The organism is Halosimplex salinum, assembly GCF_003730195.1.
Classification (GTDB): domain Archaea; phylum Halobacteriota; class Halobacteria; order Halobacteriales; family Haloarculaceae; genus Halosimplex; species Halosimplex salinum.
This window is the reverse complement of the sequence record NZ_QWGG01000002.1, coordinates 246,922-272,769: the sequence shown is the minus strand read 5'-3', so window position 1 is coordinate 272,769 and position 25,848 is coordinate 246,922. Positions and strand designations below refer to the sequence as shown.

23 protein-coding genes are annotated in these 25,848 nt (G+C 68.9%); 16 read left to right on the top strand and 7 right to left on the bottom strand.

The window, feature by feature from the left end; genetic code table 11:
• The first annotated feature begins 103 nt into the window (after nucleotides 1-103).
• On the top strand, nucleotides 104-715 hold the full coding sequence (locus D1409_RS06670; protein ID WP_123535348.1) for a DUF7139 domain-containing protein: 612 nt from the start codon (nucleotides 104-106) through the stop codon (nucleotides 713-715).
• A 99-nt stretch (nucleotides 716-814) separates the two neighbouring features.
• Nucleotides 815-2,008 carry a DNA primase regulatory subunit PriL gene (priL, locus tag D1409_RS06665; RefSeq protein WP_123535968.1) on the top strand — a complete coding sequence of 398 codons (1,194 nt, stop codon included), beginning with the start codon at nucleotides 815-817 and terminating at the stop codon, nucleotides 2,006-2,008.
• Between the two features lie 82 nt (nucleotides 2,009-2,090).
• Here priL and D1409_RS06660 read toward each other — a convergent pair whose 3' ends face one another.
• The gene (locus D1409_RS06660) at nucleotides 2,091-2,339 is read right to left on the bottom strand and encodes a DUF7472 family protein (RefSeq protein WP_123535346.1); all 249 of its coding nucleotides are present in this window, start codon (nucleotides 2,337-2,339) and stop codon (nucleotides 2,091-2,093) included.
• A gap of 187 nt (nucleotides 2,340-2,526) precedes the next feature.
• On the opposite strand from D1409_RS06660, the gene D1409_RS06655 reads away from it, so the two are divergent.
• The 4 genes from D1409_RS06655 to D1409_RS24370 all read left to right on the top strand — a co-directional run bounded on the left by D1409_RS06655 (nucleotide 2,527) and on the right by D1409_RS24370 (nucleotide 4,072).
• The gene (locus D1409_RS06655) at nucleotides 2,527-3,189 is read left to right on the top strand and encodes an SWIM zinc finger family protein (RefSeq protein WP_123535345.1); all 663 of its coding nucleotides are present in this window, start codon (nucleotides 2,527-2,529) and stop codon (nucleotides 3,187-3,189) included.
• 63 nt (nucleotides 3,190-3,252) lie between these two features.
• Nucleotides 3,253-3,582 (top strand): hypothetical protein, encoded by a 330-nt coding sequence (locus D1409_RS06650; RefSeq protein ID WP_164471593.1) that lies wholly within the window; start codon nucleotides 3,253-3,255, stop codon nucleotides 3,580-3,582.
• Between the two features lie 81 nt (nucleotides 3,583-3,663).
• Nucleotides 3,664-3,846: a hypothetical protein gene (locus D1409_RS06645; RefSeq protein ID WP_206424993.1), complete on the top strand. Its 183-nt coding sequence runs from the start codon at nucleotides 3,664-3,666 to the stop codon at nucleotides 3,844-3,846.
• Nucleotides 3,847-3,895: 49 nt separating this feature from the next.
• Nucleotides 3,896-4,072, top strand: a complete 177-nt coding sequence (locus D1409_RS24370) for a hypothetical protein (protein WP_164471592.1) — start codon at nucleotides 3,896-3,898, stop codon at nucleotides 4,070-4,072.
• A gap of 4 nt (nucleotides 4,073-4,076) precedes the next feature.
• Here D1409_RS24370 and hjc read toward each other — a convergent pair whose 3' ends face one another.
• A complete protein-coding gene (gene hjc / locus D1409_RS06640) occupies nucleotides 4,077-4,598 on the bottom strand; it encodes a Holliday junction resolvase Hjc (RefSeq protein ID WP_123535341.1) in 522 nt (173 codons plus the stop codon).
• 173 nt (nucleotides 4,599-4,771) lie between these two features.
• On the opposite strand from hjc, the gene D1409_RS06635 reads away from it, so the two are divergent.
• From D1409_RS06635 to D1409_RS06615, 5 genes are all read left to right on the top strand, one after another.
• On the top strand, nucleotides 4,772-5,419 hold the full coding sequence (locus D1409_RS06635) for a TetR/AcrR family transcriptional regulator (RefSeq protein ID WP_123535339.1): 648 nt from the start codon (nucleotides 4,772-4,774) through the stop codon (nucleotides 5,417-5,419).
• A 122-nt stretch (nucleotides 5,420-5,541) separates the two neighbouring features.
• Nucleotides 5,542-7,134, top strand: a complete 1,593-nt coding sequence (locus D1409_RS06630; RefSeq protein ID WP_123535337.1) for an MATE family efflux transporter — start codon at nucleotides 5,542-5,544, stop codon at nucleotides 7,132-7,134.
• A gap of 87 nt (nucleotides 7,135-7,221) precedes the next feature.
• Complete coding sequence (locus D1409_RS06625) at nucleotides 7,222-7,887, top strand: TetR/AcrR family transcriptional regulator (RefSeq protein WP_123535335.1); 666 nt, start codon at nucleotides 7,222-7,224, stop codon at nucleotides 7,885-7,887.
• A 162-nt stretch (nucleotides 7,888-8,049) separates the two neighbouring features.
• Entirely contained in the window at nucleotides 8,050-9,975 is a 1,926-nt protein-coding gene (locus D1409_RS06620; protein ID WP_123535333.1) for an ABC transporter ATP-binding protein, read from the top strand.
• On the top strand, nucleotides 9,972-11,876 hold the full coding sequence (locus D1409_RS06615) for an ABC transporter ATP-binding protein (protein ID WP_123535331.1): 1,905 nt from the start codon (nucleotides 9,972-9,974) through the stop codon (nucleotides 11,874-11,876). The genes D1409_RS06620 and D1409_RS06615 overlap by 4 nt, the downstream gene beginning before the upstream one ends.
• Nucleotides 11,877-12,386: 510 nt before the next feature.
• Here D1409_RS06615 and D1409_RS06610 read toward each other — a convergent pair.
• The 3 genes from D1409_RS06610 to D1409_RS06600 all read right to left on the bottom strand — a co-directional run bounded on the left by D1409_RS06610 (nucleotide 12,387) and on the right by D1409_RS06600 (nucleotide 19,746).
• Nucleotides 12,387-12,776, bottom strand: coding sequence for a VOC family protein (locus D1409_RS06610; protein ID WP_123535966.1), 390 nt, complete (start codon nucleotides 12,774-12,776; stop codon nucleotides 12,387-12,389).
• Nucleotides 12,777-12,883: 107 nt separating this feature from the next.
• Nucleotides 12,884-13,669 (bottom strand): class I SAM-dependent methyltransferase, encoded by a 786-nt coding sequence (locus D1409_RS06605; RefSeq protein WP_123535329.1) that lies wholly within the window; start codon nucleotides 13,667-13,669, stop codon nucleotides 12,884-12,886.
• A gap of 83 nt (nucleotides 13,670-13,752) precedes the next feature.
• Nucleotides 13,753-19,746, bottom strand: a complete 5,994-nt coding sequence (locus D1409_RS06600) for a PAS domain S-box protein (protein ID WP_123535327.1) — start codon at nucleotides 19,744-19,746, stop codon at nucleotides 13,753-13,755.
• Nucleotides 19,747-20,005: 259 nt separating this feature from the next.
• Here D1409_RS06600 and D1409_RS06595 point away from each other — a divergent pair, with 259 nt between their 5' ends.
• From D1409_RS06595 to D1409_RS06590, 3 genes are all read left to right on the top strand, one after another.
• Complete coding sequence (locus D1409_RS06595) at nucleotides 20,006-20,251, top strand: HalOD1 output domain-containing protein (RefSeq protein WP_123535325.1); 246 nt, start codon at nucleotides 20,006-20,008, stop codon at nucleotides 20,249-20,251.
• A 1-nt stretch (nucleotide 20,252) separates the two neighbouring features.
• Nucleotides 20,253-20,408: a hypothetical protein gene (locus D1409_RS24365; protein ID WP_164471591.1), complete on the top strand. Its 156-nt coding sequence runs from the start codon at nucleotides 20,253-20,255 to the stop codon at nucleotides 20,406-20,408.
• A gap of 99 nt (nucleotides 20,409-20,507) precedes the next feature.
• Nucleotides 20,508-21,275, top strand: a complete 768-nt coding sequence (locus D1409_RS06590) for a response regulator (protein WP_164471590.1) — start codon at nucleotides 20,508-20,510, stop codon at nucleotides 21,273-21,275.
• Nucleotides 21,276-21,465: 190 nt separating this feature from the next.
• Here D1409_RS06590 and D1409_RS06585 read toward each other — a convergent pair whose 3' ends face one another.
• Nucleotides 21,466-22,743, bottom strand: coding sequence for an adenosylhomocysteinase (locus D1409_RS06585; RefSeq protein WP_123535321.1), 1,278 nt, complete (start codon nucleotides 22,741-22,743; stop codon nucleotides 21,466-21,468).
• Nucleotides 22,744-22,986: 243 nt separating this feature from the next.
• Here D1409_RS06585 and D1409_RS06580 point away from each other — a divergent pair, with 243 nt between their 5' ends.
• Together D1409_RS06580 and D1409_RS25160 are read left to right on the top strand one after the other, a co-directional pair.
• Entirely contained in the window at nucleotides 22,987-23,394 is a 408-nt protein-coding gene (locus tag D1409_RS06580; protein ID WP_123535319.1) for a hypothetical protein, read from the top strand.
• 118 nt (nucleotides 23,395-23,512) lie between these two features.
• Complete coding sequence (locus tag D1409_RS25160; protein WP_206424992.1) at nucleotides 23,513-24,112, top strand: hypothetical protein; 600 nt, start codon at nucleotides 23,513-23,515, stop codon at nucleotides 24,110-24,112.
• A 54-nt stretch (nucleotides 24,113-24,166) separates the two neighbouring features.
• Here the strand turns inward: D1409_RS25160 and serA are convergent, their stop codons facing one another.
• The gene (serA, locus tag D1409_RS06570; RefSeq protein ID WP_123535317.1) at nucleotides 24,167-25,756 is read right to left on the bottom strand and encodes a phosphoglycerate dehydrogenase; all 1,590 of its coding nucleotides are present in this window, start codon (nucleotides 25,754-25,756) and stop codon (nucleotides 24,167-24,169) included.
• Nucleotides 25,757-25,848 lie beyond the last annotated feature (92 nt).

The window sequence follows — 25,848 nt, the reverse complement described above, 5'->3', positions numbered from 1 at the left end:
CGCGGGACCGCACCGGCGACCGTCGCGGGCTCGCGAGTGCGAGTGTCGGTGTCATGCGTTCGTCTGACGGGTAGTTTTGTAGATCGCGTGTCAACCACCGCCCATGCCCAGTCTCTCGGAGGCGTACGACCGCGGGGAGTGGACCGGGCGCGACCCGCGGCGCGTGTCGGCCGGCGCCAGCTTGCTCGTCCTCGGCGCGCTGGCCGTCGTGAGCGCCATCCTCGTGCTGACGACCGGGCTGGCGAGCCTCTTCGACGCGACGACGACTGTCGAGAGTCGCCGCGTCGCCGGCGTCCTCGCCGGCCTCGGGATCCCGGCGATGTTCCTCGGCGTCGTCGCCGTCCTGCCCGCGAGCCGCCGCGAACGCCTCGGGGTCCTCGTCGGTGCCGCGGTCACCGTCGCCGGGGTCGGCCTCTTCCGCCGCGCCTACCCCGGACAGTGGGTCGAGGCCGCCGACTCGCTGGCGTTCCCCACCGCGATGGTGTACTTCGTCGGCTGCTCGATCGCGCTGTGGTTCGTCCTCTCGGCCGTCGCCTCGTTCAAACTCCGTAACAACCCGCAGGGGACCGTCCGACTGGAGGTCACCCGACAGGGCGAGACCGAGGAGATCCACGTCAGCCGCGGCGAGTACCGCCGCTACAAGCGCGCCGTGCAGGGGAAGGCCGACAACAGCGAGGCCGTCGCCGAGGAACTGCGCGCGCTCCACGAGGACTGAGACGCGGATATCGCCGCGAGTTCGAAATCGTTCTGCGGACGACCGTTCCCGACACCGTCGGGTTTATTCGGTGGTGGTCACAACACAGCGCCGATGACGATCCAGCCCATCCACGCGCGCTATCCCTTCCGGGAGACCGCCCGGCAGGCGGTCGGCGAGGCCGGCGTCGACCTCGCGGCCCTCGTCGCCGAGGACGCGGCGGTCGTCGAGCGCGGTGTCGAGCGCGTGGTCTGGGCGCTCGAAGACGGAACGGTCGGCGACGCCCACGACGTCGACCGGATCGAACTGCTCTCCTACCCGGTCGCGCGCGTCCTCGTCTCCCAGGTCGACGAACACATTCTCACGCGCCGCTACGCCGAGGCCGAGGCCGCGACCGCCTACGAGCGGTTCACCGCCGACTTCGCCGACACGACCGAGCTCAAATCCGCGAACGCGCAACAGCTCTCCCTCTCCGACCTGCTCGCGGAGTTCGACCTCTCGGGCGTGATACGGTCCGCCGACGGGAGTCTCGCGAGCGGTGCGAGTGAGACCTCGCCGGAGCGGCGCTCCGGCGGTGGTATCGGCGACGGCTCGGCCGTCGTCAGCGACGGCCAGTCCCGGGAGTTCCGCGTCGAGGTCGGCACGTACCTCGACCTCGCCTCGGACCAGCGCGGGGACGAGTGGGGACTGGTCAACCGCGCGCTCGCCGACGGCGAAGTCGTCGTCGACGGCGAGGAACTGCTCGTCCTGCTCCGACAGGCCGTCCGCCACCGCGTCGAGGACGGCCTCCCCCTGAACGTCCCGGCGGCCATCGAGTCCGAACTCGAGGCCGAGGCCGCCGACCTCCGCGAGCGCCTCTCGGAACTCGACCTCACCCGGGACATCGACACCGTCGTCCCGGAACTGTTCCCGCCGTGCATGAAGTCCCTCTTAGACCGGGTCCAGAAGGGCGAACACCTCGAACACCACTCCCGCTTCGCCATCGCCTCCTTCCTGACGAGCATCGGGATGACGACCGACGAGATCGTCGACATCTTCCAGGTGAACCCCGGCTTCGGCGAGGAGGCCACCCGCTACCAGGTCGACCACATCCGCGGGGCGACCAGCCCCACCGACTACTCGCCGCCGTCGTGCGCGACGATGCAGTCCTACGGCGACTGCGTCAACAAGGACGACATCTGCGAGGACGTCATCGACGAGTCACACCCGCTCAACTACTACGAACACCGCCTCGACCAGGAGGACGAGGACGACCTCACCGACTGGCGCGAACAGCGCGGCGACGACGACGCCGAAGCCGACTCCGAGGCCTGAGCGAGGAATCTCGTCGGCGAGAACGGACGCGAGAGCGGAAATGTGAGCGGAGAACGACGGCCACGAAGCCGCGATCGAGGGGCTACTCTCCGTCGAAGTCGGCGCGGTACATGATCAGCCCGGCGACGGCCATCAGGAGGACGAACAGGCCGATCACGCCGACCATCGCCAGCCCGCCCTCGGGCTGGAGGGCCGGCGAGACGGAGCCGTTTCCGGCCCCGTTGCCGGGGATCGCGTAGTTCTGACTGACGACGTAGGCGGCACCGACGAACAAGACGACCGAGATCGCCGACACCGCGAGTTCGGCGACCAGTTTCCGGTCGATTTCCATGGCCAAGCGTTTCCCCGGCCTCGGCAAAAGCGCTTCGAAGCGCGCGCTCGCGACCGCGTCGGGTTCGACCACTCGCGGGGAGGCGGCCGGCCTTCGCGCGGGCGCACACCCGCGACGGACTTAGGGTCGTTCGGCACCTACGTTTCGACTGGACGCGATTGCGAGAAAAACGAGCGTCCGAACGCCTATGTCCGAATCAGGTACCCCTACCCAGACCCGCAAAACTGCACTCGCACCGGACGTTCGACGGCTCGACGAGCGGGCCGCGCGCGCCTGGACCGAGCGCATGGCCGTCCGCCCGCTGGGCGACGGCCGCTACGCCGTCGACAGTCAGAGCGGTGCGACCTACGTCGTCGACCTCCCCGCCGGCAGTTGCAGCTGTCCGGACAACCAGATCCGCGACCGGCAGTGTAAACACCTCCGCCGCGTCGGCATCGAAATCACCACCCGGCGCGTCCCCGCTCCCGGCAGGCGAGCCGCGAGCTGCGACGCCTGCGGCGTCGACACGTTCGTCCCCGAAGACGAGGGGGCGCCCGACCTCTGTCGGGCCTGCCGACTGGAGCACGGCGACGTCGTGCGCGACCGCGAGGCCGGCGACCGCCTCGTCGTCGTCCGCGTCACCCCCCGGCGCGCTCGCGAGGTCGTCATCGAGGGCGTCGGCGAGACCGTCGCCGACTACGCGACCAACGCGGCGTACCCCGCCGACGACCTCGTCGTCGAGGCCGTCTATCTCGGTGACCTCGCCCGCTCGGACCCCCCTCGGCGCTACTCGTTCCCGCTCTCGCGCCTCGAACGGGTCGACGACGCCGAGATCGTCGACCGGACACTGCGCGAACGGATCCCGGCCTGAGCGGACCGAGCCCGGCGCAGTTCTAGCAGAAATTTCAAACGATTGGGCGCGGAGTGTTCGGCCGTGTCTCCAGCGCTCGCACTCCCTCCCTGGATCGGTGTGCTCGCCGTCGGGTCCGCCGTCGTCGCGCTGACGTACTTCCTCGTTCGCGGGCTCCGCGACGACCACGCGACCGGCCAGTATCACTTCACGTGGGGCGTCGGCGTCGTCGTCCTCTTCCTCATGGGGTTCGCGCCCGGACTGGTCGGACTGGGGCTGTATCTCGCGGTCGAGCGCGGCTACCCCGTCTACTGGCTGATCGGACTGGTCGTCGCCGCGCTCCTCGTCGTGACCGCGGTGAGTCTCGGCGTCGACGTGTCCACGACCGGGAGCGTCGCCGTCGCCGGTCGCTGACGAGCGGTCCGCCGACGATAGCACGCCCCGCCGAGCGCGTCGCCGCTGGACCTGCGGCGCTACTATCTGGAGACGAGTCACATGCGGATGGTCGAGATCGAGACCTACCTCGACAGCGTCGCCGAGTGCGGCGGCCTCGGGATTCTGGCGGGTCACACCGACTGGGAGACCGTCCCGCCGGAGCGGGTCGGTGCGGTCGTCGACGCCGCTCGCGAGCGGGGTATCGAGGTGACGACCGTCGGCGAGGCGGTGCGCGACCAGTAGTCGGTCGCGTCCCCCCGCGATTTACCGTCAGTCGGGAACTGTTCGACGCATGGACACTTCGGCGTTCCCGCTCGACGAGGCGGGTGTAGTCGTACTCGTGATTTTCGGTCTCTTCGCGGTCGCCGGGACGGCCGGTATCGCGGCGATCAACGTCCTGCAGTTCGTCGGCTGGCTCGGTGGGCTGGTGTACCTCGTCGAGCGGGGTCGGGCGGTCGTGGCCGGATGAGCGGTCAGAGCATCTCGGCGGCTTCCTCTTTCGTCAGATCGCCGCGTTCGAGCGCGGAGAGCACGTCCAGCGTCGCCTGATCGGGGCCGTCGTCGGCGACTTCCTCCAGGGTGACCTTCTCGGAGTGGCCGACGAGTTCGTCGAAGTCGGTGCCGTGGGCGAGGGCGGTCTCCTTCTTGACGCGGTAGTTCCCGCCGTCGGTGACGTGGACCGCCTCGTCGCCGGGGTGGAAGAAGTACCAGTCCTCGCGGTCGAAGCGGATGCCGATACGGGGTTTGGCGCCGAAGTTCCGGGCGAAGAAGAGGAGCGCCTCGATCTCCTCGCCGTCGAGGTAGATGGGGTCGCCGGCGGAGGATTTGGCCTCGACGGCGTAGAAGTCGTCGCCGTCGCCGGCCAGCACGTCGGGGAGTTCGCGCTCGGTCGCGCTCCCGCTGGCGGGGGCGCGCATCACCGCGAAGCCCGCCGCGTCGAGTTCGTTGACGAGCTCGCGCTCGCGGCGGTCGCCTTTCGCGTTCGAGTTCGCCATCTGCAGGAAGGTTACCGGTGGACGGCTAAAGGGTATCGGGACCGGGGCGGAAGTGATCGCCCGACCGTGCGGCGCCGACTCGCCGCGCTCACCGACGAGTTCCCGGCACCGTCGCCCTCGCGACGGCCGCCGAGCGACGGGTATTTACGTATTGATCGGACATTCAGTCAGATATGGCCGAGGACGACTCAACGCGCGAGGCGATCATGGAGGCGACGTTCCGCGCGCTCGCGAAGCACGGCTACGCCGACCTGACGGTCCAGGCGATCGCCGACGAGTTCGAGAAGAGCAAGTCGCTCATCCACTACCACTACGACTCCAAGGCGGACCTCATGGTCGCGTTCATGGCCCACCTCTTAGACGAGTTCATCGGCGAAGTCGAGGGCGACGCGGACGCCGACCCGCGCGACCGACTCCTGCGGATGGCGGAGATCGTCGTCCGCGGCGTGGGCGACCCCGACGAGACGCGGGACTTCCACACCGCGCTGCTCGGGATGCGCGCGCAGGCTCCTTTCGACCCGGCTCTGCAGGGCCGACTCGTCGAGAACGACCGGCTCATCCGCGGCGTCGTCGCCGACATCGTCCGCGAGGGGATCGACGAGGGACAGTTCCGCGACGTGGACCCCGAACGCTACGCCGCCCTCTTTCGCTCGGCCATCGAGGGCGCGCAGTCCCACGACGTGATCCTCGGCGACGACGCGCCGACCGACGACGCGTTCGCCGCCGTCGAGGAGTACCTGATCGACGACCTGCTCGTGGTCGAGGAGAGCGACGTCGGTGGCGCGGACGGCGACCGGTCCGACGCGGAGGACGAGCGGTGAGTCGCCGGTGAGAGTGCGTGCGAACGGGACTCACGGCACCCCCGACACTCAAGCCGGTGGAACCGCACGGCTTCGACACACAGGCCGGATCGCCCGCGGACCCCGGTCGGGAGTGACGAGCCATGGGTGACGGAGACGAGCCAGACGGGACGGGACACGAGACCGACGGAACAGGCGAACCGATAGAGAGCGACGCCGACGACCTCGACGCTGACGGTGTCGACAGTGACGGTGTCGACGCCGACGACCACGTCGAGGACAGCGACTACGACCTCACGGAGGGGTCGCTGCTTCGTCCGCTGGTGGCGCTCTCGGCGCCGATCGTCCTCACGCAGTTGCTCCAGGTCGTCTACAACCTCGTCGACACCTTCTGGGTCGGCAGGCTGGGGGGCGAGGCCGTCAGCGCCCTCTCGTTCTCCTGGCCGCCGGTGTTCGTCCTCATCTCGCTGGGCGGGGGGCTGACGCTGGCCGGGAGCGTCCTCGTCGCCCAGCACAAGGGCGCCGGCAACATCGAGCGCGTCAACGAGGTCGCCGGCCAGACGCTGGCGTTCGTGACCGTCTTCTCGCTCGCGCTCGGAGCCATCGGCTACCTGCTCGCGCCCACCTTCCTCAGACTCATCGGCGCCGAGCCCGGGTCGACGATATTCGCCTACTCGCTGGAGTACATGCGGGTGATCTTCCTCGGCGTCTGGTTCATGTTCGGCTTCTTCGTCTTCCAGTCGCTGCTCAGAGGCTGGGGCGACACCCGCACCCCGATGTACCTGATGGCCGTCAGCGTCGCCGTCAACGTCGTCCTCGACCCCGTGTTCATCTTCGGCTTCGCCGACAACCCGCTGTTCGGCATCGTCGGCGCTCGGGGCCTCGAAGCCTCGCTGCTGGACGCGACGGGTTTCACCGGTCACGGCGTCCGCGGCGCGGCGATGGCGACCATCTTCTCGCGGGCGCTCGCGACGGTCCCCGGCGTCGCGCTCCTGTTCTCCGGCAGACTCGGGCTCTCGCTGTCGCTCGCGGACCTGCGACTCGAACGCGAGACCGTGGCGAAGATAATCGAGATCGGGTATCCCGCGAGCATCGAGCAGAGCTCCGGCGCGCTGTCGTACTCGGCGATGACGGCCGTCGTCGCGCTCGTCAGTCCCACGGCCGTCGCCGCCTTCGGGATCTGCGCCCGGCTGACCTCCTTCGTCTTCCTCCCCGCGGTCGGGCTCGGGATGGGCGTGGAGACGGCCGTCGGGCAGAACCTCGGCGCGAAGCGGGCCGACCGCGCGAGACGGGCCGTCTACCTCGCGCTCGGGATGCTCGCCGCGGCGTACGTCGTCGTCAGCGCCGTCGGCGTGATCTGGGCCCGCGAGATCGTCGGCGTGTTCATCGCCGGCCCGGACGCGGCGACCGTCGTCGACATCGGCGAGACGTTCATGCGGATCGTCGCGCCGACGTTCGCCTTCATGGGCGCGTTCCACGTCGTGAAGGGCTGTTTCAACGGCGCCGGGAACACCCGCGCCGCGATGATCATGTCCGTCACCTCCGTCTGGGGCCTGCAGGTCCTGCCCGCCTACGTGCTCGTGACGACCTTCGACATGGGCACGACCGGGGCCTGGTGGGCGCTCGCGTTCATGCACGTCGGCTCGGCGCTGATCGTCTGCACGTGGTTCCTCCGGGGCACCTGGACCGAGAGCGTCGTCGAAGACGACGACCCGACCCCCGCCGTCGCCGACTGACGACCGCACCCGAACCGCCCCGCTCGCCCCGTTCCGGCGCTTCCGATTCCGCCAGACATTTATTTGATTGAGTACTCAAACAGTTCCATGAGCGATAGTTCGACCGACGAGGATCCCCCCGGGGAGGCGGGGGCGTCCGACGGGAACGAGGACGAGGAGTCGTCGACGGAGGACGAGATCCGCTGGGCGGCCTACGGCGTCCTGGTCGAGGAGGGGTTCGACGCCTTCACGACGCAGGCGGTGGCGGACGAAGCGGGCGTGAGCCAGTCGCTGGTCCACTACTACTACGAGACGAAGGCGGACCTGGTGTTCTCGATGTTCACGAACGGCCTCGACCACCTCGCCGCCGAGGTCGAGACCCGCGCCGACAGCGACGACCCGCGCGAGCGCCTGCTCGAACTCGCCCGGTACATGCTGCGGGGCGGCGACACCGACGACGACGAGGAAGCCGTGAAGTTCTGTCGAATGTTGCTGGAGATCGAGGCGCAGGCGCCCTACGACGACCGCCTCCGCGAGGCCGTCGAGTACGACTCCGACTTCCTCGAGGAGTTCGTCGTCGACGCCGTCGAGGAAGGGGTCGAGTCGGGGCAGTTCCGGGCCGTCGACCCCGAAGCGTTCGCGGTCACGTACGTCGCGGCCATCCGCTCGGGCCAGAACCGCCGCGCCATCTTCGCCAGCGACGAGCGCGTCGAACCCGTCCTCGACGGCCTCGAAGCGATGGTCGACGACTACCTCGTGGAGGGCGGCGCGTGAATCGGTCGAGCAACCGCTCGGTCGCGCCCTTCGAGACGCGTTCACACACCACCGGTAGCGCTATCCGGGTCCAGGGGACAGATCGCTGTATAGCGCACGGCGCCCCACCGCGCCCCGCCGCGCCCCGCCCCGACCCACCGCGTCCCTCCGAGGTGTCCCATCGTGAGTGAGTCCCCAGAGTACGAGGTGCCCGAACACATCGACAACCCGCTCTGGCACCTGGTCCGCCGGTACGCTCGCCCCTACGCGCCCCGCTATCTCGTCGCTATCGTCGGGACGGCGCTCGCACAGGTCCCCCAGCGCGTCCCTGCCGTCGTGGTCGGCGTCGCGCTGGACGCCATCCTCCTGTCGAGCACGCCGTACACGCTTCCGGGCGTCCCCACGGGATGGATCCCGACGACCACGGAGGGACAGGTCACCTTCACGATCGGGCTGCTCGTGACCGCGTACGGCCTCGACGCCGGCCTGAGCTGGTTCGCCGGCCGGATATCGGGGACCGCGCGCCTGCGGACCCTCCACGACATCCGCGTCGACACGTTCGACGCGCTCGTCGACCGCGACCTCGGATTCTTCGACGAGCGCCAGACGGGCGACGTGATGAGCGTCCTCAACAACGACGTGAGCAACCTGAACGGCTTCGGCAACAACGCCGTCCAGGGGCTGCGCTTCGTCATGCAGATCGCCGTCGCCTTCGCGTTCATGGCGGCGCTCCACCTCCGACTGGCGGCGCTCTTGCTGGTCCTCCCCGTCGGCCTCGCGCTGCTGGGCCGCTGGTACACCACCCGCGTCGAACCGGTGTACGAGGAGGTCCGCGAGAGCGTCGGTCGCGTCAACGCCATGCTGGAGGACAGCATCGACGGCATCGCGACCGTCAAGAGCTTCGCACGCGAGGACCGCGAGCGCGACGCCGTCGCCGGCGCCTCCCGCGAGTACCGCGACCGCAACTGGTCGGTGATCCGCCTCCGCCTCGCCTTCAACCTCAGTAGCTGGTCGGTCGCCTCCTTCTCCTTCATCGGCCTGTTCGCGCTCGGCGCGTACATCAACCTCAACGGCGCGCCGCCCGTCCTCGGCGAGGCGCTGACCGCCGGGACGCTCGTCACCTTCCTGCTCTACAGCAAGTCCTTCTACGGCCCGATCCGACAGCTCATGCTCGACGTGCTCGACAGCTACGAGAACGCGCTTGCCTCCAGCAAGCGCATCGTCGCCGTCCTCGAGACGGACCGCGACGCCGACGACACCGGCGAGACCCTCGACGTGCGCGAGGGGCGCATCGAGTACGACGACGTCTGCTTCGGCTACCAGGGCAGCGACGAGCAGCAACTCACCGACGTGAGCATCACCGCCGAGCCCGGTTCGCTCGTCGGCATCGTCGGCCCGACCGGTGCCGGCAAGTCGACGATCACGAAGCTCCTCTTCCGGTTCTACGAGCCCGACAGCGGAGCCGTGCGGATCGACGGCACCGACGTGGCCGACGTCTCCCCACACAGCCTGCGCGAACACCTCGGCTACGTCTCGCAGGACCCGTTCCTCTTCTACGGGACGATCCGGGAGAACATCGGGTACGCCGTGGACGACCCCGGTCAGGCCGAGATCGAACGGGCCGCGAAGCTCGCGGGCGCTCACGAGTTCGTCTCGGAGCTCCCGGACGGCTACGACACGCAAGTCGGCGAACGGGGCGAGAGCCTCTCGGGCGGCCAGCGCCAGCGCGTCGCCATCGCCCGCGCGCTCCTCCGCGAGCCCGAAATTCTCGTCCTCGACGAGGCGACCAGCCACGTCGACAACGAGACCGAACGGCAGATACAGGAGAGCATCGACGCGCTCGCCGGCGAGCGGACCACGCTCGCCATCGCCCACCGGCTCTCGACGGTCCGCAACGCCGACACCATCGTCGTCGTCGACGACGGCCGCGTCGTCGAACAGGGCACCCACGAGGAACTCGTCGAGCGAGACGGGCTCTACGCCGACCTCTGGAAGGTGCAGGTCGGCGACATCGACGCCGTCTCGGAGTCGTTCCTCGCGCGAGCCAGGGGCGAGGACCGCCCGTCCGAGCGCGTCGAGTCGGTCCTCGACGGGGAGGTGAGCCGATGAGCGAGAGCGAAGACGAACGAAGTGAGTCCTCGGACACAGGGAGCGGCGACGCCGCGAGCAGCGAGGGCGGGCGCGGGAAGATAGCGGCGGCGGCCGAGGACGAGCGCTGGCCGCTGGCGTCGCTGCTCCGTGACGGCGGCCGGGGGAACCTCCGGTGGCTCGGGGCCGGCGGGCTCTCCTCCGTCGGCGCGCAGTTCCTCTCGAACATGGACATGTTCGTCATCGGGCTGGCGTTCGACGCGATGTTCAACGACCGGGCCTACGACCTGCCGCTCGTGCCGACCGGCTGGATCCCGGCCGACCCGACGCCACAACTGGCGTTCACGGTCGCGCTCCTGCTCGGCGTCAAAGTCGTCGACATGAGCATGGGCATCTTCGCCCAGTACTCCCTGTTCCTCTTCGCCCAGCGGACGCTCCACCGCGTCCGCGTCGACGCCTTCGACACCGTCCAGCGCCTCGACATGGGCTTTTTCGACACCCAGCAGACCGGCGAGGTGATGAGCGTCCTCAACAACGACGTGAACTCGCTGGAGCAGTTCCTCGAGATCGGGCCGAACCTCGGCGTCACCGCCGTCGCGATGTTCGCCAGTTCCGTGTTCTACATGGCGCTGCTCAACTGGCGGCTCGCGCTCATCTCGCTGGCCATCGCCCCGGTACTCCTCGCCGTCAACTTCTGGTACGGGATGCGCCACGAGGCCCGGAACGACGAGGTGCGCGAGGAGACCGGCGTCCTGAACGCGCTGCTGGAGACGAACGTCAGCGGCATTCAAACTGTCAAGGCCTTCGGCGGCGAGCGCTACGAGACCGACCGCGTCGAGCGCCAGTCGGCCACCCACCGCGACGCGAGCTGGCGCGCCCACCTCGTCGGCGTCGCCCACCAGCCCTCCCTGCGACTGCTGGCCGGCGTCGCCTTCGTCGCGACGCTGTTCGTCGGCACCGAGTGGGCCATCGAGAGCCAGTTCTGGTTCGTTCCCGGCACGATCACCGCCGGCGAACTCGTCCCGTTCATGTACTACACCCAGAACCTCGTGCTCCCGGTCCGCTTCCTCGCCTGGGTGACCGGCCTCTACAAGGGCGCGACCTCCTCCGCCAAGCGCATCCTCGGCGTCCAACGGATGGACCCGCCCCGCGACGACGGCCGGACGGAACTCGACGACCCCCAGGGCCGCGTCGAGTACGACGACGTGTCCTTCAGCTATCCCGGCACCGACGAGTTCGTCCTCCACGACATCGATCTGGCCGTCGAACCCGGCGAGACGGTCGGTCTCGTCGGCGAGACCGGCGCCGGCAAGTCGACCCTGCTGAAGCTCCTGCAGGCGTACTACGACCCGGACGAGGGCGCGGTCCGGGTCGACGGCCACGACGTTCGTGACCTCACGCGCGAGTCCCTACGCCGGTCGATCGGCTACGTCGCACAGGACCCGTTCCTGTTCACCGGCACCATCAGAGAGAACATCGAATACGCGGTCGACAGCGCCACGGACGCCGAGATCGAGGCCGCCGCGCGGGACGCCGGCGCCCACGAGTTCATCAGCGAACTGGACGAAGGCTACGAGGCCGAGGTGGGCGAGCGCGGCGTCAAACTCTCCGGCGGGCAGCGCCAGCGCATCGCCATCGCTCGCGTCCTCCTCGCGGACCCGCCGATGCTCGTCTTCGACGAGGCGACCAGCCACGTCGACAACCGGACGGAGGTGCTCATCCAGCGCTCGCTCGACGAGGTGACCGAAGACCGCACCACTTTCGTCGTCGCCCACCGCCTCTCGACGGTCCGCAACGCCGACCGCATCGTCGTCATGGACGACGGCCGGATCGTCGAGCAGGGCGCGCACGACGACCTGCTGGAGCGCGACGGGCAGTACGCCGACCTCTGGAAAGTGCAGGTGGGCGCCGTCGGAGATTGATCGGGCGCAAAGAGGGAGTCAGCACTGGCGCGCGCTGTCGCGGCGTTCATGCCGCGACAGCACCGTGCGAGGGATGAGCGAGTGAGCGGAGCGAACGAGCGAATCGGCTGGGGAGGTACGAGGCTGTCTGCGGTGATGTGCGGTGGGGTCGCGGTGTTGTCCTCGGTGGACTGACGAGCGGAGCGAGTCAGGGCTCGGAAGACGAACGGAGTGAGTCTTCCGGCGGACTGAAAGGGCGAGGCGCGCTCGCGCCGAAGGATAGTCGTCTGGACGGCCCCTATCCGAGGGAGCGAAGCGACCGAGGATATGCCGTCCAGCGACCGCGAGAGCGAGGTGCGAGCGAAGCGAGCACCTCGACACGCGAACGGGGAGCGCAGCGACCCGTGAGCGAGCGCGCCGAGGGCTTTCAGCGCTTGCTATCGGCGGCGGCGGAGTCCGATTCACGCCACTCCACTCGACCAGCATCCACCCAACACCCTGCGAAAAGCGAACGAAAACCCAGAACCCGAGTCACGCCGAGTCGACGCTGAACAGTTCGACGACGTTCCCCTCGGTATCCCGGACGTGGAAACAGCGGTAGCCGTCGATGTCCAGAATCCCGTCAGACACCACCTCCGGGGCCAGCTCCGAGACCCGCTCGAACGCCGCGTCCACGTCCGAGACCTCGAAGTTCGGGACGCAGTTGTCGCCGAACTCGAACTCGTGACCGTCGGCACTCCCATCATAAAGGCCGAAATCCACTCCATCGAACGCGAACATCGAGAACCGCTCCTCAGCCTGCTCGGGTTCCATCCCGAACAGGTCCTCGTAGAACGACAGCGCGCGGTCCATGTCCTCGACGCCGACGTAGACGGTGCTCAACGCCATCCCGTTCCCGGATTCGTGCTGTTTCGACGACATCACCGGGTGATCGCCGGGCGCGAACATAACCGCCCGCCACGGAGTGAAAGTGACCTCGCCACTGCGTTCGACCCGAAACGATCCCCTCTCGCGGAGTCGGTTCCCACTCACTCCCGAACGGCGACGAACCGCAGTCGCCGATAGTCCGCGATCCAGGCGTCCGCTTCGGCGTCGAACAGCTCCCGGCGGATCCGGTCCTCGACAGCGGACACCACCGCCTCCTTCTCGTCGCTCTCCAGCGCCGCGAACAGCGAGTCGCCGAACACGTCGAGCCAGTCGGCCAGCCCCCCGTCGCCGCCGTCCAGTTCCGTCGGGCGGTCGAACAGCCGCGCCAGTCGCACCTCGAACCCCGCCGACTCCAGCACGCAGGCGTGCTCGCCGACGGTCGGGAAGTACCACGGGTTCGCGGCATCGTACCCGCGAGTCCGTAGCTCCGCCAGCGTCGCGTCGACGATGGCCGACACGTTTCCCGAGCCGCCCAGTTCCGCCACGAACCGACCGCCGGTGTCCAGCATCCCGGCTACCTGCTCGGCGACGGCCGGCTGGTCGGCACCGGGGATCCAGTGGAGCGCGGCGTTCGAGAACACGGCGTCGAACGGCTCGTCGGGCGAGTACTCGCGGACGTCGGCGACTTCGAACCGGAGGTCCGGGTACGTCTCTCGCGCTCGGTCGACCATCTCCGCCGAGGCATCGACCCCGACGACGGAGCCCGACGCCCCCACGCGGTCGGCGATGTCGGCGGTCAGGTGTCCCGTTCCACAGCCCAGGTCGAGCACGCGCTCGCCCGGTTGCGGGTCGAGCAGTTCCACGACCGAACCGCCGTACTCGTGGACGAAACCGGTGTCGGCGTCGTAGGACTCCGGGTCCCAGTCGTTCGTCGCGTCGTCCGTCATACTCGGAGTCGGGAGGGGTCGCCCCTGAAGCTTCCCCCGGAGCGCCAGCGCGTGTCACGCGCCCCGACCGCCGACGCGAGTGCTCAGTCCGCCTCGGCCTCGGCGTCGGCCTCCTCGAACAGCTGTGTGAGGAGGCGCTGCTGGCCCACCCGGAGGTGGCGGTTGACGGTAGGCTGGCTCACGTCCAGCATCTCGGCGACGTCCTCGCCGGTGGAGGTCCGAGGCCACTCGAAGAAGCCCGCGAAGTAGGCCGTCCTGAGCACCTCGAGCTGTCGGTCGGTCAGCGATTCGAACAGCGAGGACACCAGCGCCCGGCGGGTCCCGCCGCCGCGCTCGACGCTCCGCCGGCTCACGAGGTCGACGCTGGGGTGTGTCTCCGCGAGCATCTCGACGAACGCCCGCACGTCCGTCGCGGTCGGCAGGTCGACGACCGCTTCGATGCCCTCGGCGCTCGCGACGAGCGAGCGCGGTCCCGCACCGTGACGGACGAACTGCGACGGGAGCGTGTCGCCGGCGACGGTCACCTCGAACAGTGCGGTCCCGGTCGACTGCCCGTCCTCCGACTCGTCGCCGGGTTCGGCCACGAGTCGGTAGTCGCGCACCGTGACCAGAGCGTCCAGCACGTCGGTCACCGCCGCCGTCGACGCGCCCGACGCCGTCAGGAACAGGCCGGTCTCGTCCTCCGAGTGAGCGGCCAGCCCCTCGAACTCGATCCGACAGTCAGCCTGGGCGGCCAGGCGGCCGAGCACGTCGTCCTCGGCGTCGAACTCGAGCGTGAGCTCGACCAGCTGGTCCGTGTGGAGCGCGCGCTGGGTCTCGACGGTGTTGATCGAGTACGCGACGTTCTCGCCCAGTTCGGCGAACACCTCGCGCTCCAGGTCGCCGAACGCGTCCGGCTCGCTCGCGTACACGGTGAGGACGCCGTAGAAGTACTCCCCGAAGGCGAGCGGGACGCTCACGACGGAGTGGAACTCCTCGGCGAGCGCGGTCTTGCGCCAGGCCTCCCGTTTGAGGTCGTCCACGACGTTCCCGACGACCGTCGGCTCCTCGGAGACGGCCGTCCGCACCGCCGGTTCGACCCCCTCGCCGTCCGTCAGCAGCGACACCTCGTCGAGGTACTCCTCGCCGTCGCCCGCCCAGGCGCTCGGGTCCACCCGCTCGCCAGAGGGGTCGACCGTTCCGATCCACGCGAACGCCACGTCGTCGCTCTCGACGAGGCGGTCACACACCGTCGACTCGACCTCCGCGCGGGACTCCGCCCGGATGAGCGACTGGTCGATCCGCCGGATCAGGTCGGTGATCTGGATCTGACGGCGCAGCCGGGTGTTGCGCGCCTCCAGTTCGGCGTCGCGGTCGCGGAGCGCCGCCTCGCTCTCCAGTCGGTCGAAGGCGGCCTCGGTCGTCGCGACGAGCGTCTCGGCGAGCCGACGCACTCCCTGGTCTATCGCCCGCTCGGCCGTGGCGACGACGAACACGCCGTGGTCCCCGACCGGGACCAGGAGTCCGCCGCTGACCGCCTCCCCGAACACCTGCGAGTTCGCGACCGTCGTCGTGTCGTCGAACACCGTCGGCGTCCCCGTGACGTAGGTGTTCCAGAGCAGCGAGTCGGACGCGCCCGCGCTCACCGGGTCGGCGTCACACAGCGTCCGGAACCCGTCCGAACAGGCGACGGCGTCGAGCTTGTTGGCGGTGTCGTCGAGCAGGTACACCGCGACGCCGGCCACGTCGAGCACCGACTGGGCCGTGTCGACGACCAGTTCCGCGGCCTCCTCGTCGCTCTCGACGCCGAGCAGTCCCCGGGTCGCCTCGTGGAGCGACTGCAGGGCGAGTTCGCGCTCTTTCTGCTCGGTGATGTCCTGGATCGACCCGCGCACGCGGACGATCTCGCCGTCCTTGCGAACCGGCTCGCCGATCGCGCGCACCCAGCGGACGGAGTCGTCCTCCGGCTGGAGGCGCACCTCCATGTCGTAGCTCTCGCCGACCTCGATCGCGCGCTGGAAGTACCGGCGGATCTGTTCGCGGTCGTCGGAGTGGTAGAACTCGACGGCCGTCTCCACGTCGATCTCCGTGCCCGGCGGGACGCCGTGGAGCCGGTAGAGCTCGTCCGTCCAGGTCATCTCCCGCTCCTCGCCCGTCAGGTCGAGCTCCCAGCCGCCGACGGCCGCGATGCGTCCCGCCTGCTGGAGGAGGTATCGCGCCCGTTCGAGTTCGCGCTCGCGCGCCTTCCGGTCGGTGATGTCGCGGACGACGCACACCTGCCGGCCGTCGTCCAGGACGGTCAGCGAGAGCTCCTGCGGGAAGCGCGCCTCGTCGGCCGTGTACCCCGCCGCTTCCCCGCGCCACTCTCCCTCGCTCGTCAACACCGGCAGCACCTCGCTCCCGAGGCGCTCCCGTTCGGTCTCGTCGTAGCACATCTCCCAGGTCTCGCCGACGAACGTCGACGGGTCGTCGTAGCCGTAGATGTCGGCGTGAGCCTGGTTGACGAACTCGTAGACGCCGTCCTCGTCGAGGATCGCCATCCCGTCGATGGACTGCTCCATCGCGGCCGACCGCCCGACCAGTTCCCGCTCGCGCTCCTTGCGCTCGGTGATGTCCTCGATGTACGCGACGAGCTCCGTCACCTCGCCGTTCTCGTCGCGGATCGCGTTCGTCGACAGCGAGATGTCGATCACCTCGCCGTCCTTCCGGACTCGCTGGACCTCGACTCCCGAGAACGACTCGCCGGCGAGCACGCGCTGGCGGACCTCGTCCTCGCCCCGCTGGTCGTCGGATATCGCGGGGAACGGTTTCCAGAGCACCTCCTCCTCCGACCAGCCGAAGATCGATTCCATCGCGTCGTTCCAGAGCGTCACCGTCCCCTCGGGATCGGTCGCGACGACCCCGACCGGCGAGGTCTCGATGAACTTCTGCATCCGCTCTTTGGTCGCACGCAGTTCCCGCTCGGCCGTCTTCCGCTCGGTGATGTCCGCGAGCGCGCCCAGCGTCCCGACTATCTCCCCGTCCGAGTCCCTGAGCGGTGCGACCGACAGCGACACGTCGATGAGCGACCCGTCTTTTCGCCGGCGCTTCGTCTCGTGAGCGGTGATCACCTCACCGTCCCTGACGCGGTCCATCACCTCCCCGTGTTCGCCGGACCGGTCCTCGGGGATGATCGGTAGTTCGCCGCCCAGCGCCTCCGCCTCCGACCACCCGAAGATGCGCTCGGCGGCCGAGTTCCACAGCGTCACCTCGTCGTCGAAGTCGACCGCCATCAGCGCCGCCGGCGACGCCTCGATGATCGCGTTGAGTCGCTCGTTGGTCTCGCGCAACTCCCGCTCGCGGGCCTTGCGCTTCGAGATGTCGCGCCCGACGCCGACGAGGACCGGTTCGTCGTCGGGATCCTCGACCCGGGTGGCGACGAACTCGTAAGGGATCTCCGCCCCGTCCTCGGTCAGCACCGGCGCGTCGACCCGCTCGTCCTCTCCCGTCCTGAACACCTTCGAGATCGCCTCGACGACCTGCTCGTGCTCGTCTTCCGGGAAGAAGTTCGTCCCGTGCATCGCCGCGACCTCCTCGTCCGAGTACCCCGTCACCTCGTTGAGGCTGTCGTTCCAGCGCTGGATCGCGCCCGTGTCGTCGAACACGTAGAACACGTCGTCGATGGCGTCGAGGATGTCCTCCGTGTACTCCCTGTACTCCTCCAGACGCTGTTCGCGCTCGCGCAACTTCTCCTCGGCGGCCTTGCGCTCCGAGATGTCCCGACCGATCCCGACGACCACCGGGTCGCCGTCCGGGTTCTCCAGCCGCGACGCGATGAACTCGAAGGGGACCGACTCCCCGTCGCTGGTCAGGAACGGCGCTTCGACGAGCGTATCGCCCGTCTCGAGGGCCGTCTGGATGGCGTCGGCGATCCGCTCCCGGTCGTCCTCGGCGAAGAAGTCCGTCGCGTGCATCGACCCGATGGCCGACTCGTCGTACCCGGTCACCGCGGCGAGCGTCTCGTTCCACCGCTGGAGGTCCCCCGTCTCGTCGAGCACGTAGAACACGTCGTCGATGGCGTCGAGGATCCCCTCCGTGTACTCCCTGTACTCCTCGAGGCGCTGTTCGCGCTCGCGCAGCTTCTCCTCGGCGGCCTTGCGCTCGGTGATCTCGTGACTGACCCCCATCATGCCGACGATGTCGCCGGTCTCGTCGCGATAGGGGTGTTTGTAGTCGAGGAACACGCGGTCCTCGCCGTCGAGGGGTCGGACCACTTCCCGGGAGACCGTCTCACCGTTCTGGACGACGCGCTCGTCGTCGCTCCGGATGTCCGCCGCCGTCGCCTCGTCGAAGAGTTCGTCGTCGCACAGTCCGACGATCTCCTTCCTGTCGAGCCCCAGCCGCACCGCGCCCGCCTCGTTGATGAACTGATAGCGACCCTCGCGGTCCTTGATGTAGATGACGTCCTCCGTGTTCTCGACGATCGCCTCCATCTGGCGCTCGCGCTCCTTGCGCTCGGAGATGTCCCGGCCGATGCCGGCCACGGCCCGTTCGCCGTCCGGGCTATCGAGGGGCGCCGCGACGAACTCGTAGGGGACCGACTCCCCGTCTTTCGTCAGGAGTCGCGCCTCCAGCGGGACGCCCGTGACTTCGTCCATGTCCTCGATGGCTCGCCGTATCGTCGACCGGTCCTCCTCGACGAAGAAGTCGACCGCGTTCATCGACTCCATCTCCGCCTCGGAGTAGCCGCTCACGTCCGCGAGCGCCTCGTTCCACCGCTCGAGGTCGCCGTTCTCGTCGAGCACGTAGAACACGTCGTCGATGGCGTCGAGGATCCCCTCCGTGTACGCCCGGTACTGCGCGAGCTCCCGTTCGCGCTCCTTGCGCTCGGTGATCTTCTGGGAGACGCCGAACAGCCCGCGTATCTCCCCGTCGCTGCCGCGCCAGGGCACCTTCGTCGTGAGGTTCCACTCGTCGACGTGCGGGAGGTACTCCTCCCTGTTGACGACCGACTCGCCCGACTCGACGACCCGCAGGTCGTCCTCGTAGGCCTCCTGTGCGAACGGTTCGTCGAACAGTTCCGGGTCGGTCTTCCCGACGAAGCGCTCCTCGTCCCAGCCGTAGGTGTCCTGTACGTACGCGCTACTCACCCGGTCGTACCGGCCCTCGGTGTCCTTGACGTAGAGGTGGATCGGCACCTGCTCGAAGATGGAGTCGAGGAGCGACTGCTGGCGCTCCAGTTCCGTCTCGTACTCGACCCGGTCGGTCACGTCCTCCTGGAACCCGACGTAGTGAGTCACCGCGCCGTCGCTGGCTTCGATCGGCGCCAGCCGGACCCGGTTCCAGAACTCGGTGCCGTCCCGCCGGTAGTTGCGCAGTTCGACCGTCACTTCCTCGCCAGCCGCGATGGCCTCGCGCATCTCGTCGACGGGCTTCTCGTCGGTCTCCTCCCTCTGCAGGAACCGGCAGTTGCGGCCCAGGCACTCCTCGGCCTCGTAGCCCGTCAGCTCCTCGAAGCGCTCGTTGACCGAGACGAGCGGACAGTCCTCCGCCGTCGCGTCGGCCACCGTGACCCCGACCGGCGCCGACTCGATCACCCGCTCGTGTAACTCGCGCTGGCGCTCGCACTCCTGGAGGTCCTCGACCACCCCCTCGACTGCCGCCGCGAGTTCGCCCAGGCCGTCCTCGCGCTCGGTCTCGAAGGACACGTCCTCCCCCGCGCGAGCCCGTTCGACCTTGGCCGTCAGCGCCGCGACGGCGTCCTCCCCGTCGCTCGACGCCGCGAGCCCCAGAACCCCCATCGTGAGAAAGCCGACGAGCGTGAGTCCCCCGCTGCCCCCGTCGACCCCCGCGAACGAGAGTGTCGCCGCCGCAACGACGGCGAGCGCCGCGACCCCAACCGCGACGACCACCGGCCGCTCCACGCCGACCTGACCGGACAGCCCGTCGGTCGACTCGGGCCGGACCTCGACGGTCGTCCCCCCGTCGTATCCGCCCGCGTCAGTAGTCGTATCGGTCGATCCCGCCGCCCGTGACCGTCCCGGATCGCCGCAGCGCTCCGTGTGGTCCCCCCTGGCCGCGACGGTACCGTCCGCGTCGCGGGTCGAGCCTGCATCCATTGGTCGTATTAGAGAGCACGGACAATTATACGTTGTTTCCCACACAGTGACACGAGTCGGGCAGTCACCGGGACGCCACGCCGACCGCTGGGCGTCTGGCCCCGACGGTGCCCGCAAACGGGCGCTCCTCGGGCGGCCCTCCCGCGTCGCCGCGGTCGGGCGAGCGATGGGACACTATACATATTGCCCCCAGATCGGGGACCGCGTTATGCACGTAGCGGACAGTTCGATACCCACTCTGGATAGAGTACGAAGCAAGATGGACGGCATGGCAGTTCAGGAGACCCAGCAGATCAGCGTCGACGTGATAGAGACGATAGCCAGCGTCACCGGGACCGACCCGCTCAGTATGGACCCGCCGCTGTACGAGGCAGTCGACACGGACGCCCTCGACACGCTCTACGAGCGCAGCGCGATGGCGTCGGTGGAGTTCGAGTACAACGGCCACACGGTCCGTATCGACAGCGACAGGACGGTTACGGTCGACGGCGAGGAGGGCCGCTGAGATGGCCTCGACCCACTCCGCCGAGGACGCCGACGGCGCGATCCGCGAGACCTACGAGGAGTACGACGTCGGCGACACCCGTCTTGCGATGATCGCCGACCCCGAGAACGAACACGCCTGGATCCAGTCCGACCAGACCGAGCCCATCGAGCAATGACGGGCCCGGGGTGTGGGAGTGTCGGATCGAGACCGAGTCCGGGTGCGCGGCCTCGCGTGTGCACGAACGAACGGACACAACCGAATGGGTGAGAGCATCATGAACGATACAGACTCCTCGGGCGTGCAGGCCGCGACCGCGAGCGACGCGCCCATCGAAGTGCTCGTCGTCGACGACGACCCGGACTACCTGGACATGACCGCGGCCCACCTCGGCGACTACGAGGACCTGATCGTCAGGACCGAGACCGACCCGAGCGCAGCACTCGGCAGCGTCGGCGAGGTCGACTGCATCGTCAGCGACTACGACATGCCCGGGACCGACGGCCTCGAACTGCTCTCGGCCGTCCGGGACCGCGCGCCCGACCTCCCGTTCGTCCTCTTCACCGGGTCCGGTCGCGAGGACCTCCCCGAACGGGTCCCCGACTCCACCTGGACCGAACTCCTCCGAAAGGGCGACCCCGACTCCACCATGTCGATACTCGCCCGCCGCGTCCGCCGACTCGTCGACCACCACCGGACGGTACACACGGCAAAGCGGACCCTGACCGCCATGGAGGCCACCGGCGACGGCATCGCCGTCGTCGACCCCGACGGCACCTACACCTTCGTCAACCGCGTGTTCGCCAGCCGGTTCGGCTTCGACCCCGACGACCTCGTCGGCCAGCCGTGGCAGACCTGCTTCCCCGAGGACGAGTCCGACCGCCTCGCCTCCACCGCGCTCCAGACCGTCCGCGACGACTGGCAGTGGACCGGCGGCACCGTCTGCCTGACCGACTGCGGCGAGACGTTCACCGCCCAGACCCGCATCGCCGGCCTCGACGACGGCAGCCTCGTCTTCTGCCTCACCGACTCCGGCGACGAGTAGTCACCCCCCTCTTCCCGACGTCTCCATCGTTCTATTCCCACCGTAGCGAGCGCCTCGCTACCCGCTCGCGGGTCACTTCGTTCCCCGCTCGCGACCGGAGGTCTTCGCTTCGCTCAGACCTCCCTACGTCCTCCGCGGCTCACTACCGTTCGCCGCTCCGGTTCGAGGCGCTCACTGCGTTCGCGCCTCGCTACGTCCCATGCTGCCACGACCCCATATACTCTTCCTGCGCCTCGGTCAACTCGTCGAACGCCACGCCCTCTGCCGCCAGTTTGATCTCCGCGACTTCCTTGTCCAGCCGATCGGGCACCTCGTGGACGCCGGCCTCGTACTCGTCGCCGGACTCCACGAGTTCGCGCACGCAGACCGCCTGCACGCCGAAGCTCTGGTCCATCACTTCGACCGGGTGACCGAGCGCGATGGGCGTCGCGAGGTTCACCAGTCGACCCTCGGCGAGGACGTTCAGCCGGCGACCGTCCGCCATCTCGTAGGCCTGCACGCCGTCGCGCGCCTCGTACGAATCCACGGCCAGATCCGAGAGTGCGTCGAGGTCGATCTCGACGTCGAAGTGGCCGGCGTTGGCGAGCAGGACGCCGTCCTGCATCGCCTCGAAGTGTTCTTCGACGATCACGTCGCGGTTGCCGGTGGTCGTGATGAACACGTCGCCCTCCGCGGCGGCCTCGGCCATCGGCAGCACGTCGTAGCCTTCCATGTGCGCTTCGAGCGCGCGGCGCGGTTCGACCTCGGTCACGACGACGTTGGCGTCCTGCCCGCTGGCCTTCTTCGCGACGCCCTTCCCGCAGTAGCCGTAGCCGGCGACGACGACGGTCTTGCCGGCCCACGAGAGGTTGGTCGTCATCGCGATCGAGGCGAGGGAAGACTCGCCCGTGCCGTGGACGTTGTCGAACAGCCGCTTCATCGGCGTGTCGTTGACGGCGAACATCGGGTAGGCGAGTTCGCCGTCGGCGTCCATCGCGCGCAGGCGGTGGACGCCGGTGGTCGTCTCCTCGCACCCGCCGACGATGGTGTCGATGAGCTCCGGGTAGTCCTCGTGGATGGCCGCGACGAGGTCCATCCCGTCGTCGACGGTGATGGTCGGTTCGTGTTCGATGACCGCCTCCATCGCGGCGTAGTACGCGTCGTCGTCGACCTCGCGCTCCGCGTAGGAAGTGACGCCCTCGACGCTGTCGAGTGCGACGCTCACGTCGTCGTGGGTCGAGAGGGGGTTACAGCCGGTGATCGCGACCTCCGCACCGCCGACCGCGAGCAGTTCGGCCAGGATCGCGGTCTTGGCCTCGACGTGCATCGCCATGCCGACGACCTCGCCCGCGAACGGCTGGTCGGCCTCGAAATCCTCGCGCAGCGACTCGCAGATCGGCATGTGCTGGCGCGCCCACTCCATCTTCCGGCGGCCGGACTCCCGGGCCGCGTCCGGGTCGTCGACGCGCTCCGTGATCGGGTCAGTCATAGCCCAACGATGGGGCAGGGCCGGGAAAACCCCACCGGATCGGTCGCTGGCAGGTCCCGACGGGGAGAGCCAGTGACTCGCCCCGTCCGGCGCGCTGTCGTCGGTGAGAGAGTCAGACAGTTCGTAACGGGTTCTCGACCGACGGAACCGCAAGACCGTAGTCGAATTTTGAGGGCCGTCTGACGCGTGTCGGGCGCTCGTCTGCTCGGTCTTTTTGCCCGAGAGAGACGACTGTCTGAAGGCATGGCCGCGAACGCCGACCCACCCGAACAGGGGGACATCCCATGCACCGACCGCCTGTCGGCGGGCGAGTCGTGCGGAGCACCAGCGCCGAACGCTACGGACGTCGGGACCACCGACGACACCGTCGATCACACGCCGGAGACGCTGTATCTGGTACGGATCGCGACGCTCGAAGCGAGAGTCGCAGCGCTCGAACGCAGCCTCGAATCGAAGGAGCGCGACCTCCAGCACGTCGTCGATCGCTACGAACACGTTCTCCAGGAACGTGACGCCTGCCGCGACGAACCACTCGTGACCGACGAGTCGATCCCCGAGCCGACCACCGACCACCGCGGGCCGACCGCCGACCGCGCCGACCGGACCGCCGACCCCGGCGCGCTCGGCCGACTCCGGGAACTGTTCAGATAGTCGCGGCCGTCGCACGTGGGGAGGAGAACCCCGTTTTACAGACAGCGGGCCCGTTCCAGTGGCCGATCCCACCAGTCAAGTGTAAAACATTATCAGCGTAGGAGTGCCAGCAGTCGGCATGCGACGACGGGCGTTCCTCGCGGCCGCTACCGCCGGTCTGATCGGGACCGCCGGGTGTGAGGAAGCAGTCGTTCGCAGAGCCGTATCCGACCCCGAACGCGGGATCGAGCGGCGACGCGAGGGCGCCGTCAGGCGGTATCTCGATTTCCGGACCGACGACGAGACGCTCGTGTGGATCGAGATGGCGTTGCTCCGCGGGACGGCGCCGTTCGATTTCGACGTGGACCTCTCCCACCGCGACGGGACCGAACTGACGAACCTCCGGCTCCGGTTCCGGACCCCGACCGACGAGTCCGCGGAGCCCGTCGGCGTCGCGCTCGAAGCGCCACTCGCGGGGGACTCGCCGCCGACGCCGTCGGTCTCGCTGTATCACTCGGGAGAAGGGGCGGGCACCGTCGTCGAGGTGGACGAGTTCGGAGCGCTCGCCGACGAGACGGTCGGGCTGGAGTGTCTCGTCACGCCGCGCTCCGAGACGGCGACGACTCTCGCCGTCGACGTGACGGCCGAGGTCGACGGTCCGCTCGGCGGAGCCTACTCGCTCGACGGTCGGCTCGAGTTCGAGTTCCCGCCCGCCGACGGCCCGGAGCGGACCGACTGAAGCCGCGTGCGGAGAAGCCGTAGTGGTCGAAGGACGGTCCCGTTTCCCGGCGTGTTACTGCCCGTTGAGCTGGATCTGCGTGATGTCGATGACGCGCTCGTCGTCGAGCAGTCGTTCGACGGTCTCGCCGGGGACGGGGTCGTCGAGGTTGTAGACGGTCAGGGCCTCGCCGCCGATGGTCTCGCGACCGTTGAACATCCCGGCGATGTTGACGTCGGCCTCGCCGAGGACCGTCCCGATGAAGCCGATGACGCCCGGCACGTCCTCGTTGCGAGCGACGAGCATGTGGCCGTGCGGGACGGCGTCGACGCGGTAGCCGTCGATGCGGACGATGCGCGCGTCGTCGCCGGCGAACTGCGTCCCGGAGACGCTGACCTCGTTCTCGTCGTCGGAGACGGTGACGGTGATGAGGCTCTGGAAGTCTTCCGCAGAGCTGGTCTTGGACTCGGTCACGTCGATGCCGCGCTCCTCGGCGATGCGCTCGGCGTTGACGGCGTTGACCTGCGTCTCGACCGCGCGCTCGAAGACGCCCTTCAGCGCGGTGGCCGTGACGATCTCGGTGTCGTGTTCCGCGATGTCGCCGGCGTAGGACACCTCGACGTTCGAGACGTGGCCGTCGAACAGCTGGACGGCGATAGTACCGGCAGTGTCGGCCAGGTCGAGGTACGGCTCGACGGCGGGGAACGCGCTCTCGTCCATCGAGGGAGCGTTCAGCGCGTTGATCACGGGCTCGCCGTTGAACGCGGCGATGATCTGGTCGGCCGTGGAGGTGGCGACGTGCTCCTGGGCGGCCTCCGTCGAGGCGCCGAGGTGCGGCGTCACGACGACGTCCTCGACGTCGAGCAGCGGGTTGTCGGGGTCGACGGGTTCGTCGGCGAACACGTCGATGGCGGCGCCCTTGAGCAGGCCGTCCTCGACGGCCTCGGCGAGGGCGGGTTCGTCGATGATCCCGCCGCGGGCGCAGTTGACGACGTAGCCGCCCTCGAGCTGGGCGATCTCCTCCTCGCCGATCATGTTCTCGGTCTCGTCGGTCAGCGGCGTGTGGATGGTGATGAAGTCCGCGCGCTCGAGACACTCGTCGAGCGAGTCGACGAGTTCGGCGCCGAAGCGCTCGGCGCGCTCCTCGCTGATGTAGGGGTCGTAGGTGACGAGATCCATGCCCAGCGCGTCGAGACGGCGAGCGACCTCCTGCCCGACGCGGCCGAAGCCGACGACGCCGAGCGTCTTCTCGTTGAGTTCGGTGCCGAGGAAGTCGCCCTTCGCCCACTCGCCGCCGCGCAGGCGGTTGTGCGCCTGCGGGATGGAGCGAGCGGTGGCGAACGCCATCGCGACGGAGTGTTCGGCGGCGGCGCGGACGTTGCCCTGCGGTGCGTTGGCGACGATGACGCCGTGGTCGGTCGCGGCCTCGATGTCGATGTTGTCGACGCCGATGCCGGCGCGGCCGACGATCTGGAGGTTCGGCGCGGCGGCGAACACCTCGGCGGTGACCTCCGTCCCCGACCGGACGACCAGCGCGTCGGCGTCCGCGACGGCGTTCAGGAGCGCGTCGCCCTCGACGTCGTATGCTGTCTCGACTTCGTGGCCCGCATCGCGAAACCGGTCCAGACCCGCGTCCGCGATCGGGTCCGTGACGAGTACCTTCATGCGCGTCAAATCCCGACCAGCGGGTATAACGTTTGTTTTCTCCGGACGCGGGCGAGGACACTATCGACAGTGACGACACAGTCCCGGTCGCG